11 protein-coding genes are annotated in these 13,183 nt (G+C 45.8%); 6 read left to right on the top strand and 5 right to left on the bottom strand.

Annotation, left to right across the window (positions count from 1 at the left end):
• Positions 1 to 6: 6 nt before the first annotated feature.
• The 5 genes from HY960_13685 to HY960_13665 form a co-directional block, all read right to left on the bottom strand.
• Positions 7 to 729, bottom strand: coding sequence for a pyridoxine 5'-phosphate synthase (locus HY960_13685; protein ID MBI5216798.1), 723 nt, complete (start codon positions 727 to 729; stop codon positions 7 to 9).
• A gap of 145 nt (positions 730 to 874) precedes the next feature.
• Positions 875 to 1,576 (bottom strand): BMC domain-containing protein, encoded by a 702-nt coding sequence (locus HY960_13680; protein ID MBI5216797.1) that lies wholly within the window; start codon positions 1,574 to 1,576, stop codon positions 875 to 877.
• 40 nt (positions 1,577 to 1,616) lie between these two features.
• Positions 1,617 to 1,904 (bottom strand): ethanolamine utilization microcompartment protein EutM, encoded by a 288-nt coding sequence (gene eutM, locus HY960_13675; GenBank protein MBI5216796.1) that lies wholly within the window; start codon positions 1,902 to 1,904, stop codon positions 1,617 to 1,619.
• Positions 1,905 to 1,986: 82 nt separating this feature from the next.
• Positions 1,987 to 3,639 carry a DUF814 domain-containing protein gene (locus HY960_13670; protein MBI5216795.1) on the bottom strand — a complete coding sequence of 551 codons (1,653 nt, stop codon included), beginning with the start codon at positions 3,637 to 3,639 and terminating at the stop codon, positions 1,987 to 1,989.
• Positions 3,640 to 4,424: 785 nt separating this feature from the next.
• The gene (locus HY960_13665) at positions 4,425 to 6,053 is read right to left on the bottom strand and encodes a hypothetical protein (GenBank protein ID MBI5216794.1); all 1,629 of its coding nucleotides are present in this window, start codon (positions 6,051 to 6,053) and stop codon (positions 4,425 to 4,427) included.
• Between the two features lie 640 nt (positions 6,054 to 6,693).
• Here HY960_13665 and HY960_13660 point away from each other — a divergent pair.
• The 6 genes from HY960_13660 to HY960_13635 are packed head-to-tail and all read left to right on the top strand — an operon-like array spanning position 6,694 to position 13,169.
• Positions 6,694 to 7,575, top strand: a complete 882-nt coding sequence (locus tag HY960_13660; GenBank protein MBI5216793.1) for a YicC family protein — start codon at positions 6,694 to 6,696, stop codon at positions 7,573 to 7,575.
• Complete coding sequence (gene gmk / locus HY960_13655) at positions 7,572 to 8,159, top strand: guanylate kinase (protein MBI5216792.1); 588 nt, start codon at positions 7,572 to 7,574, stop codon at positions 8,157 to 8,159. The genes HY960_13660 and gmk overlap by 4 nt, the downstream gene beginning before the upstream one ends.
• Before the next feature lie 33 nt (positions 8,160 to 8,192).
• The gene (locus HY960_13650) at positions 8,193 to 8,501 is read left to right on the top strand and encodes a DNA-directed RNA polymerase subunit omega (GenBank protein MBI5216791.1); all 309 of its coding nucleotides are present in this window, start codon (positions 8,193 to 8,195) and stop codon (positions 8,499 to 8,501) included.
• 26 nt (positions 8,502 to 8,527) lie between these two features.
• Entirely contained in the window at positions 8,528 to 9,742 is a 1,215-nt protein-coding gene (gene coaBC / locus HY960_13645) for a bifunctional phosphopantothenoylcysteine decarboxylase/phosphopantothenate--cysteine ligase CoaBC (GenBank protein ID MBI5216790.1), read from the top strand.
• Positions 9,743 to 9,744: 2 nt separating this feature from the next.
• Positions 9,745 to 10,455, top strand: a complete 711-nt coding sequence (locus HY960_13640) for a uracil-DNA glycosylase (protein MBI5216789.1) — start codon at positions 9,745 to 9,747, stop codon at positions 10,453 to 10,455.
• Positions 10,455 to 13,169 carry a replicative DNA helicase gene (locus tag HY960_13635; GenBank protein ID MBI5216788.1) on the top strand — a complete coding sequence of 905 codons (2,715 nt, stop codon included), beginning with the start codon at positions 10,455 to 10,457 and terminating at the stop codon, positions 13,167 to 13,169. Before HY960_13640 ends, HY960_13635 begins: the two co-directional genes overlap by 1 nt.
• Positions 13,170 to 13,183 lie beyond the last annotated feature (14 nt).

The following is a 13,183-nucleotide window of genomic DNA, read 5'->3' as shown; positions in this document are numbered from 1 at the left end:
TTCAACTTATCGTTTTCTATTGTTCATCAACTCAATCATTTCTTTCACCGCCGGTTCCAACCCGACAAACACCGCGTGCGCAATGATCGCATGACCGATACTCACTTCTTCAATTTCTTTGATTGAGGCAATCGGTTTGATGTTGGTGTAATCGAGTCCGTGCCCGGCGTTCACTCCGAGGTCGAGTGTGCGGGCAAACTTCGCTATGGATTTGATTGCGTCTAGATGTTTCTTCCGCGCAGAGGAAGTTGTTGCGTCGGCATATTCACCGGTATGAATTTCAATCATGTCCGCGCCGATGGATTTTGACTCTTCAATCTGTTCACGGACAGGGTCAACAAACAAACTGACAGCGATACCGGAATCATGAAGTTGAGCAATCGCTTTTCTGAGGAGTTTGGAGTTCCGAAGGACATCAAGCCCTCCTTCCGTTGTTAGTTCTTTCCGTTTTTCCGGGACAAGCGTTGCGAGTTCCGGCTTCACCCGTTTTGCAATTGAAATGATTTCCGGAGTTGCCGCCATCTCCAAATCGAGTTTGGTCGTAATTTCTTTCCGCAAGCGAAACACATCATTATCGCGAATATGTCTCCGGTCTTCGCGCAGATGACAGACAATTCCCTCCGCTCCGGCTTGTTCGGCAATATGTGCGGCTTCAACCGGGTCGGGGAATATTCCGCCGCGTGCGTTTCGGATGGTTGCTATGTGGTCAATATTGATGGCGAGACGCATATTCTTGTTGATAAGTGATGTTGCTGGATGCTGGATACTTGATCCTTGATTACTGTCTTCTGTGATGACACACTCGAATCCTCTTTCAAGAACCCAGCATCAAGCATCAAGTATCGAGAATCAAGAAACCAGAATCAAGAAAAAACTACTTTGGGAATTTTACTTTCAACAATTCCGCTTCTAACTCTCCCCTGTTTGCGCGGGATATTTGTCGTCCGTAAATAGAAAGTCCGGGAACACTTCGCGCATAGTGCCGCAACTCATGGACGGAAAGTTTATCAAGTTCCGCCATGTATGATTGTTCATCCACAGCGGGAATCGAATCATTCACTATCGGCAACGGAGCCGTCGGCTCGACAACCGGAATTGGTTCCGCTGCTTGTTCGACTACAAGAGGAATTTCAACCTGCGGTTGCTCTTCAATTTTTTGCTGAATTCCTTTTTTTGATTTTACGGGTCGCCCCCGTTTTTTCTTTGGTTCCGACGGAGGAACCGCCGTGGGTTTTTCTTTCTTCTTCTTCTCCGGTTCTGCCTTAGGAAAATGCGGAAGCGATTTCTCTTTCGTTTGCGATGGCGGAGGATAAATCAAAATTTCCACATCGGCATCCGGTCGAGGAATGACGTGCGTGGAAATCAATTCACCAACGCGTTGCGCCGCAGCAGCGCCGGCATCAACCGCCGCTTTCACGGAAGCAACATCGCCTTTGACTTTGATGACGATGAACCCCGCGTCAACGCGTTCTTTGCCAATCAATTCGACATGCGCCGCTTTGACCATCGCGTCTGCCGCTTCAATTGCGCCGACAAGCCCGCGCGTTTCAATCAGCCCGAGAGCATAATCCAACATACGTTCGGAAGAAAAATGAAAGTGGAGTTGCGAGGAAATATTATCCGCGTTTCGGAAGAATCATTTCCACGTCGGAGTGCGGACGAGGAATGACATGCACCGAAACCAATTCACCGACTCGTTGTGCCGCCGCCGCGCCTGCATCGGTTGCCGCTTTCACTGCGCCGACGTCGCCGCGTACCATAACGGTTACGTAACCGCCGCCGATAACTTCTTTTCCGAGAAGCGTAACCTTTGCCGCTTTGACCATTGCATCGGCAGCTTCGATGGAGCCGACCAATCCTTTGGTTTCTACCATTCCGAGTGCATCAAGTGATATGTCCGCCATATGTAAATCCTATTTGATTATTGAAAATTGTTGTGTGCCGTTTTGGCACACCGAATATAGTGAATGGGGAGCATTTAGTCAACTACGGAAGTCGCGGCTCCACAAACATCACCTCTTCCCGTTCAAGAAACACCGTCCCTTCGTGAACGCCCTTCGGTTTCCGGACGTATTTTCGCTCGCAGTAGGCGACCGGAACATTGCGTGCGTTTCTCATTTTGCTGTAATATGCCGCAATGCTCGCCGTTTGTTGGATTGCCTCGCGCGGCGGAACCTTTCCGCCGGATACTTTTAACACCGTATGAGAACCGCCAACACCGCGTGCATGAAACCACAAATCATTCGGCTTGGCATATTTTGTTGTCAGTAAATCGTTATTGGCAGAACTTTTCCCCACCCATACCTCGAAACCGCCTGCCACCATAAACACCCGGAACGGAATCCGCTCTTCATCATTTTTTGATGATTTGAGAAACAACAACTGTTCTTCGTTCCGAATCATCCATTCTTTTAATTCATCCGGTGAGCTACATGTTTCTAATTCACTAACAAATTGTTGAAGCATTGAATGATGCCGAGTTTGAGAGTGAAGCCGTTGCTCCGCTTCAGCACGGGCGAGTTTTGCTTTCCGTGCTTTTTCAAAATATCGCTCGGCGTTTTGATGCGGCGTCAGCGCCGGTTCGAGTTGAATGTTCAATTGCTTTTCTGAATCCTCCGCATCGCTTAATTCTATTTGCTTCATTCCTTTGTTGATTGAATGAAGATTTGCCATAATCGCGTGTCCGGTTCGTTCGTATTCTTCTGCACGTTCGGAAGAAGCGAGTTCTTTTTCGATTGCTTTCACCGTTCGTTCTGTTTGATTCAGTGAACGACGGAGAGCATCAAGCAATTCATTCTTCTTATGCTCGAAACTTTTCGCACGGAAGGATTGACCGAGCAACATTCTCACCGCTTCATTCACACTCTCAAACCGTTTTGAATCGTTTTCTTTGAACTGTTGTAACTCCATCATCGAAAGAGTGACGGGAATTCCTTCTTCATAATACACAACCGGGTGCGCGTGTTCCAGTTCGCGAAGAAGCGAGGTAACGGAATCGAACAGGGAATGAACTTCTGTTTCGTTTAGTGATGCCGTCTGCTTCAATCTGTCAATCCCTGAACGAACCAGCACTTCTTTTGAATAGAGCATCCCGAACATGGGAAGAATTTTTCGTATACTTTCCTCCACCGACCTCTCCCCAAACTGTTTTAACGCGTCAGTGAAATGTTGATTGTCCTTCACGATATTCCAATCGCCGCGGGAAGAAATTGTCATCGGCTTCCCATTCAGTTCATCTCCGCGTTTGAATGCTTCACTCACAACCTGTTCACGGTTGGTAAGAAGAATATTGCTCGCGGCAGTATTATACAGTTGAAGAGACAACCTCATCCCGTCTTCAACATCAACCACCAGCATTCTTTCTGTGGGATGAATGGAAATCTGTTTGATGCTCAATCCAGGAAGCGGTTGAAACAAATCAACGGAATTTTTCCGCGCACGGTTGAAATCATTTCTCAGCAGACAATAATTCATCCCCGACTCAACGGAAATGCAAAGCGTCATCTCCGTTCCTTCTTTTTCCAGCATCAAACAAAGTTCATTCTTCTGCTGGGAAAATACTTCTACGATAGAAGTGCCATGGAGCGATTCATGGAGTTCGTTGCACAACGTGCGAAGCGTGAAATAATGGACAAACATGGGAATGAATTGTTGGGTTAAATTTTCTGCAATATATTCAAAAGGGAGGTGAGAACAATAAACATGTTTACTTCAGTGTAAGTGAGTCGCTCTTTGCCCGCTAAAGGACGCAGGAGCGTCCGGCTATTCATTCCCACGCCTGATAATTGATAGGAGCGTGGGAACGAGAAAACATCCGTCATAGGAAGCAGGTGTCCGTGGCGCGGCTACGGGAGTCCATAGCACAAGTACGGGAGTCCGTGGCAAAGGTACGGGAGTCCGTAGCACAGGTACGGGAGTCCGTGGTACAGGTACGGGAGTCCGTGGTACAGGTACGGGAGTCCGTGGTACAGGTACGGGAGTCCGTGGCACAAGTACGGGAGTCCGTGGTACAGGTACGGGAGTCCGTGGCACAGGTACGGGAGTCCGTGGCACAAGTACGGGAGTCCGTGGTACAGGTACGGGAGTCCGTGGCACAGGTACGGGAGTCCGTGGCGGAGTTACGGACTCCCGGAATTCAATTACGGACGGAAAACAGGCGAAATCGGAGTGTTTTTGAGGGAGGAGCGATTTGAGTTCGTTTTCATCGGTACTAACTCAATATTCGAGAAAAGTTGGAACTGATTGATAATCGTGGACAGGATGAATTGGGAAATAGTTTTATGAAGGACGCGGAGCATTCGGGCTTACATTCCCACTCCTGATAATTGATAGGAGCGTGGGAACGAGAAACGGTTTTTTAATGCTGATATGTTGCTTGGGGGCGCTTTTTTTGGTGGGTGGACTACGTTCCTTTTCAATTATTTTCATTTGTACTTCAACCTATACATAGCCATTCCCCCTAGATAAAGAAAGCCAGTGTTTGGAGATAAATTAATATCTACCTCGCCAAAAGCACTAATTGTATGAAATCTTATTTTATACCAAGGTGAATTATCATGTGGAAATACATAGATACCTCTATCTGTTCCTAGATGATAAGGGGGATCTGTCTGTCCTTGTCCAAACAACCCCAAAATTATATCTTTTTCCTTATCAAATATTAACTTAGTTCCTACAACGATTGTATCCGGTAATTCAGGAGATGGAGGATAATTATGTGGCAAACCAGCGTCATATGGATACCACGTCACACCAGCGTCAGAACTTCGATAAAAGGCTGTGTCATAAGTTGCAAGAACCAATTCATTAGTGCGTACCGGATGAATGAACACATCGTTGATAATCCAACCGTTCGGCTTGAATCCTGTTGTTGACCACGTGGTGCCTGCATTCGTGGTTTTCAAGAGTGTACCACTCCATCCGGTTCCTACATACATAGTGTTTGGGTTTGTATCGTCAATTCTGATAACCGTTACTCCATCTCTCAGTGTATCATTAGTTGTAACATCTTGCCATGAGAGACCACCATTGGTGCTTTTATAAAATTTCCCGCCATAAAATCCCGCTGTACCGGCATAGAGTACATCTCTATTTGTTGGATGAATTGCCAAGCAGGAAACGAAAGTTTCCCAATCAATATAGATACCGCTATCTCTTCGCGCCCACGTCGTTCCTCCATCTGTACTTTTTAAAATAAAATCGTTCACGACGTAGATTGTTTCAGGGTGTACTACGTCGAATTCAATCTGTTTGAAGTATCCTCCGATGAGTACAGTGTCCCAATCAAATCCTTCATTGGTAGATTTAAACAGTTTCCCAGGCACTCCCGAACTAAAATCTGAAAGACTTCCGCAATAGACAATATTCGGATTCTGTGGATGAATCGCAATGGATGAAATTCGTTCACCGTCAAGTCCAAGATATTCCCATTGGGTTGTCATTATCTTTCCTGTTGTTGTTGCTTTAACCCAGTATCCATTTCCAGATTGTAATGTATCTGTAAGCGAATATCCGGTGTCGGTATTATATCCGTAAAAACCGGTAGCAAGCAACGTATCTGAAGAAAACATTAAGCCAGATGTTGCTGACGCTTTTCGGGTTCCCGAAATAAGATTCCATTGTGGATGGAGAAAAATTTCTTCTTCAAATTGTTTTTGCCCGTACATGGTGAATGAATCCTCCGCTGAAAACTTCATCCAAAATGCTTTACCGGAAATTATAGAATCATAGGGGAAATAACTTTTTCCGTTGTAAAAAAAGGCAGTTGACTTCGAGCTGGAGAAAATATTTCTCAGACAAGGTTCATCCGGAAAAAAAGGAATTGAGATCAGATTCCATCCCGGCTTAACTCTGATGGTGAAGGAATCAATAAACATTGATTGAGACGTCGAATTCATCCGTTCACTTTTAATAAACGAAGAATGGTTTGATAGCACATTATTTGCCCAAACATTGAATGTACTCATGATTGTCGTCAGAAGAGAAAGCAGCAAAAATGAAACTACTTTTTGTTTATCTGTTCTCTCAAATTGTTGAGAAAGCACATATTTCATTTTGAAATGTGAAAAACTAAAACCTATGTCCTTGATATTCATTCAAGCAAACTTCCATTGAATATTCTGTTCGATGGTATCAGTCTCCTGTTATTTAACCATTGGTCAATTCGTTTTGAGTGTCCGAGCAATCGCTTACTCATTGTACACCTTTCTTGTTATAGAATTCTTTTCCAACATACAAAGCATATCGGAAATATTCAATTCCATAACGGTGTTTGTGCGGCGTATTATTCTCGGAAAAATCACGGGAGTATAATACATGTGTCTCCTCTTGCAGTCAAGAGCAAAACCGGCTATTTATTTCTCTGGGCAGTAATGACCATTCCATGACCAATGGTAAATCTGTCACTGTGTGGAACGTGACCACCCGGGTAAACTTAACGACAATAAAGGTGAGATAAACAACCGTCAAAAAATATTTAGCTAATTGGTATCCGCCCAGTGTGCATAACTCGAAAAAGTTTTCCACAGAGTAATCAAATCAAGCAAAAAAATACAAAAAGCAGATGTTCCCTGTGGAAAGCCTGTGGATAAGTCGGTGGAAAACCTGTGCAAAACAACCGTTTGAAGCCTACCGGATTTTTTTGTACCTTAGAGTTGCCTTTTTAGACAATTCCTTCAAAACAAAGAAAAATCTATGATTTTTAGTATGACCGGCTACGGAAGCGGTGAAGCCGAACGCAATGGTATCTCCGCACGTGCCGAAGTCAGGAGCGTCAACAACCGCTTTATGGAACTGACCGTGCGTCTTCCTCGCTCGCTTCAGTTGCGGGAGAACGATGCAAAAGAATTTGTCCGCAAGCAGTTGACGCGGGGAAAAATTAATGTTTCCGTAACGGTTGAGCGGGACAACGCGGAGGAACTGCCGATTACCGTCAACGAAGCGGCGGTGAAGGCGTACATGAACTTGTTACAGGACATTCGGAAAATATCGGGGATACAAGAAGAAGTTTCGTTGCAACATTTGCTGACGTTTTCCGAAATATTTGAAGCGCCCGAAGGAGACGAAACCGACACGGAGGAATGGGAAGTTGCACTCGAAGCATTGACGAAAGCGATTGATTCGCTCATGACGATGCGCTCGAACGAAGGGAAAGAACTTGAGAAGGATGTCCGTAGCCGCATCAACCTCATCGCCGATACTGTTGAAGAAATTGATGCGATGAGTAAGGAACGGATTCCGAACGAACGGGTGAAGTTGCGGGAACGAGTCGCGCAACTTGCAAGCGATGTATCAATTATTGATGACAAGCGGCTGGAACTGGAAATTATTTTACTCTCGGATAAACTCGACGTAACAGAAGAGTGTGTTCGTTTTCGGAGTCATACAAAATTTTTTCTTGAAGCATTGAAGAAAGATGAATCAGCCGGAAGAAAACTTACGTTCCTTTTGCAAGAGATGAACCGGGAAGCAAACACCATCGGCTCGAAAACGATGGACGCGGAAATCGCGCAGAAGGTCGTCCTCATCAAAGAAGAATTGGAAAAAATCCGGGAACAACTTCAGAACATCGAATGAGCGGACCGAAACTGTTTGTGTTCTCCGCTCCGAGCGGTTGCGGCAAGACGACTATTGCACACGCAATTTTGCAACGGCATCCTGAAATGCTGTTTTCCGTTTCGGCAACGTCACGACCGAAACGCCCGAACGAAGTTGACGGAAAAGATTATTTCTTCATTCCGCTCGAAGAATTTATGAGCAACATCCGTGATGGCGCGCTGGTTGAATGGGAAGAGATTTACGGAAATTATTACGGCACACTCTGTCGTGAAGTTGACCGGGCATTGCTTGGGGGATGTTCGATGGTGTTTGATATTGATGTGAAGGGCGCGCTTTCCATCAAACGACATTATCCTGAACAAGCGGTGTTGATTTTTATTGAGCCGCCAAGTTTGGATGAATTGATTCAACGGCTTAAAAACCGCAAGACGGAAGATGGTGAGTCGCTGAAGCGGCGCATTGAACGTGTGCCGATGGAACTGGAACAACGTGTTCACTTCGACGAACATGTTGTGAACGATAATTTGGAAAAAGCAATTACCGATGTTGATGCAATCATCAAACGTTACATTGACGAAGAACAGTTAACTCAGAGTGTTTGAACATCATATAATCACAATCAAGAAAGAATGAACATGGCAGTACGTCCATTAGATATAAATAAACTTGAATCAAAAGCAGACAACATTTATGAAGCAATCGTGGTGATGTCGAAGCGGGCACGGCAAATCAACGAAGAGATGAAAATTGAATTCAACCAACGCGTTGAAATGCTTCCGCCGAAAATGGTTGAGGAAGAAACGGAACCGGACCAGCCGGTGACCAATCCCGACCAAATTCTCATCGCTCGTGATTTTGAAATCCGACCGAAACCAACAGAAACTGCTCTCGAAGAAGTGATGGGAGATAAACTCTCCTTCCGCTACAAAGAATCGGAATTCTAACTTCATCTGTACGTGACACCCCGACGATGCTCAACGGTAAACATATCATCCTAGGAGTAACGGGAGGAATTGCCGCGTATAAAATCCCGCTTCTCGTTCGACTTCTGAAAAAAGCGAACGCGGAAGTGAAAGTCGTGATAACGAAGTCGGCGTCACAATTCATCACGGCGGAAACACTGGCTACGCTTTCCGGCAATGAAGTTATTGTTGATATTTTTCCACCCGAAGATTCCGTCGTTAAGGCGGAGACGTGGCATGTGAATCTCGGTCAGTGGGCAGATGCGATGCTGATTGCGCCAGCGACAGCAAACACACTCGCCAAACTTACACATGGTTATGCCGACAATGCGGTGACAATGTTGACGCTTGCGCTTCGTTGTCCGTTGATTCTTTCTCCGGCGATGGATGTTGACATGTGGAATCACCCTGCAACACAGAAAAATCTTTCCACGCTCAGACAACTTGGATATTTTGTCCTTCCCCCGGAAACAGGGGAACTTGCAAGCGGCTTGGTCGGAGAAGGAAGAATGCCGGAAGTAGAATCGCTTGTCAAATCACTTGAGAGAATTCTTTCCCGCACGTATGAAGATTTCCGCGGCAAAAATATTTTAGTGACCGCCGGACCGACATATGAAGCGCTCGACCCGGTTCGGTTTATCGGGAATCGTTCATCAGGGAAAATGGGATTTGCGCTTGCACATGCCGCGGCATTACGCGGCGCGAAGGTCACACTCGTTTCCGGTCCCACTCATCTTGAAACGCCGAACAATGTTCATCGCATTGATGTTGAATCTGCCGAGCAAATGTTCAATGCCGTCATGAAGCATCGGACGAAAAAGAATGTGATCATCATGTCTGCTGCTGTTGCCGATTACTCTCCACAGAATGTTCATTCGGTGAAAATCAAAAAAGAAGAAATGCAGCAGGGGTGGGTAACTGTCTTGAAAAAGACGAAAGATATTCTCGGAACGTTGGGAGCGAAAAAGAAAAACGAAATACTCGTCGGCTTCGCTCTTGAAACGCATGATGGAATGAAGAACGCGAAAGAGAAACTGAAATCGAAGAATCTTGATTTCATTGTGTTGAACAATGCGCTTGAAGAAGGCGCTGCGTTCGGTGTTGATACGAACATCGTCAGCATTATTTCACGCGCAGGTAAAACCGAGCGACTCCCGAAAATGTCAAAACTTGATGTTGCCAACGCCATCCTTGACCGCGTCGCAAAGAACATGAAAGCGTAACGATGCCATCACTCGAAGAAGAATTTCACTCCGTCATCGAAAACACAAAGCAGTATCTCGTGCAACAAACTGATTTATTCGGCAACATCATGTATAAAGAAGAGAAGAAAGAAGAAGTGGCTATCGTTTCGGATGAGCAGTGGACAAAAGCGGGAACACTTGGCGAACTGAACAAACAAATTTGTACCTGTTTGAAATGTCCGCTCGGAGAAACGCGAACAAACTTTGTGTTCGGCGTCGGCAACCCGAACGCGGATGTGATGTTTATCGGTGAAGCCCCCGGCGCGGATGAAGACGCGCAAGGTCAGCCGTTCGTTGGTCGTGCAGGACAACTGCTCAACAAAATCATCGAAGCAGTGCAGATGAAGCGGGAAGATGTGTATATCTGCAATATTCTGAAATGCAGACCGCCGGGCAACCGGGACCCGCAACCGACGGAAATGGAAACCTGTACTCCGTATTTAACCAAACAAATTGAATTAGTAAAACCGAAATTTATCATTTGTCTCGGTAGAATTTCCGCTCAGTGGCTGTTGCAAACCAATGCGACGCTCGGCTCGTTGCGGGAGAAAGTGCATAATTATCATGGAACAAAACTTATCGTCACGTATCATCCGGCCGCGCTTCTCCGCAACCCGAACTGGAAATATCCCGCGTGGGAAGATATGAAGATGTTTAAAAAATTGTACGATGAAATGAAAGCAACCACCTGATGGCTGAATACATCGAACAAAAATACGGCGATGATGTTTCCGGCGGGCGGATTCCCCCGCAGGCGGTTGATGTCGAGCGTTCTGTTATCGGGGCGATGCTGATTGACCGTGAAGCGCTCCCGAAGGCGCTCGAAGTGTTGGATGATTCGAGTTTCTATAACCCGACGCATCAAAAATATTTCAAAGCAATGACGGCGTTGTTTGAAAAAGCAGAGCCGGTTGATGCTGTAACTCTTGTTGAAGAATTACGGCGGCGCGGGCAACTCAATCCGACCGAAGACCCAGTGTACATCGCACAACTGACGATGAATGTTTCCTCTTCTGCAAATGTGGAGTATCATGCCCGCATCGTATTGGAGAAAGCATTGAAGCGCGGATTGATTGCCGCCTCGACCGATGTTGCCTCACGCGCATACAACGAAACGGAAGATGCTCTCGATTTGCTTGATGATGCCGAAACAAAAATCTTCCAGATTTCCGAACGACGACTGAAGAAAGCCGCAACGCCAATCAAGCGAGCAATTACCGATACGTTTGAAATGTTGCATGAAATTCACGGACAGCACGGAGGAGTTACCGGTGTTCCGACAGGTTTTTCCGGTCTTGACGAGTTAAGCGGAGGATTTCAAAATTCCGATTTGATTATTATCGCGGGAAGACCGAGTCAGGGAAAAACAGCATTTGCATTATCTATTGCCCGGAACTCCGCGACGGATAAACAGAAACCGACACCGGTTCTTATCTTCAGCATCGAAATGGCAGAGCAACAACTTGCCGTTCGTATGCTTGCCTCTGAAGCAAGAGTGGACGCGCATAAACTTCGCACGGGCAGATTGCAAGATGAGGATTGGACGAAACTTAGCCGGGCAGCAGGCAAACTTACGCAAACAAAAATATTTATTGATGACACACCCGCACTCGGGATTTTGGAATTACGAGCAAAGGCACGCCGACTCAAAGCGGAACACAATATCGGTTTAGTAATTGTGGATTATCTCCAATTGATTCAGGGACCGAAATCCTCAGAGTCGCGTGAACGGGAAATTTCGATGATTTCCCGTTCGTTGAAAGCGCTCGCGAAAGAAATCGGAATCCCCGTTATTGCGCTTTCGCAGTTGAACCGCGCTGTTGAAGGACGAAGCGACAAGCGACCGATGCTTTCGGATTTACGAGAATGTGTTACCGGCGATACACTTGTCATGCTTGCCGATGGAAGACGAATTCCGATTCGCGACCTTGTCGGTCAACAACCTAAAGTTCTTTCGATGACATCGGAAGGAAAACTCACGAGCACAATAAGCGATAAAGTCTGGCAGGTTGGCAAGAAGGAAGTATTTGAAGTTCGGTTGGCGAGCGGAAGAACAATTAAAGCTACAAAACAACATAGGCTCTATACATTTGATGGCTGGCGTGAAGTGCGAACGCTCAAAGAGGGAGACCGTCTTGCAATCGCACGGAAAATTACGTCATCAGATTCACACAAAAACCAGTGGACAGATTACAGGCTTGCATTACTTGCCCACTTAATCGGTGATGGAAGTTACTTGCAAGGTCAACCGCTTCGATACACGACAAGTTCTTCCGAAAATAGTTTGATGGTAACTAAAGCCGCTGAGAAAGAATTCGGAACAACCGTGAAACGATACAAGGGAAAATATTCGTGGCACCAATTATTGCTGAGTGGCAACGGAAACCGCTGGCATCCAACCGGTGTAAATTTGTGGCTGAGAAAACTTGGAATTTTTAATCAACGTTCGTACGAGAAACATATCCCGGATGAACTCTTCAATCTTGCGAACGTTCAACTTGCTCTTTTCCTGCGTCATCTCTGGGCAACTGATGGATGTATTCATTTCAGGAAACGTGGTGCAAGTACAATATATTATTCAACAACGAGCGCGCAACTCGCACATGATGTTGCCGCTCTTCTCCTTCGTTTTTCGATAGTCGCCCGAATCAAAACAACAAAAAAGGCTAACTATCGTCCTAATTATTCCGTAGTAATTACCGGTACCGAACAATTACATATTTTTTTAAACGAAATAGGCGCCTTCGGTCCCCGTCTCCCGCAGGCAAAATTACTGTTGAAAAACCTTAACGGGGTAATTCCAAACACGAATGTTGATACTCTTCCGGTTGAATTTTTCAGACTTGTGAAAAAGACGATGAAAGCACAAGGAATAACACATCGCGAGATGGCTTCAATGCGGGGAACAGTTTACGGAGGAAGTGCGCATTTCAATTTTGCACCGTCACGAAACCTGGCGATGGAATACGCTACTCTCCTTGGCGATGCAACACTGAAAAATTATGCAACGAACGATATCTTCTGGGATACTATTTCAGAAATCACTCCTTTAGGCAAAGAGGATGTGTATGATTTAACAGTTCCGAAAACCTCAACATGGTTAGCGGATGGAATTCTCACTCATAATTCGGGCGCCATCGAGCAGGACGCAGACGTTGTCATGTTTGTCCATCGCCCGGAAACGTACGGCATAACAGAAATAAAAGACGAAGATGGAACTCCGATCCCGACCGAAGGCATTGCGGAAATTATTATCGGCAAGCAACGTAACGGACCCACGGGAATCGTTCGTCTTTCGTTCCGAAAAGAATACGCGAGTTTCGAGCGGTTAGCGCATCGTGCGTTGGAAGCGCTTGCGCCTCCACCCACACCGACGATTTTGCCGGATAATGTTGTTCCGTTCTAATTTACAATTCAACA

The organism is Ignavibacteriota bacterium, from assembly GCA_016212665.1.
GTDB lineage: Bacteria > Bacteroidota > Ignavibacteria > UBA10030 > SZUA-254 > FW602-bin19.
The sequence above is the reverse complement of the archived record's forward strand: the minus strand, read 5'-3'. Positions and strand labels throughout refer to the sequence as shown.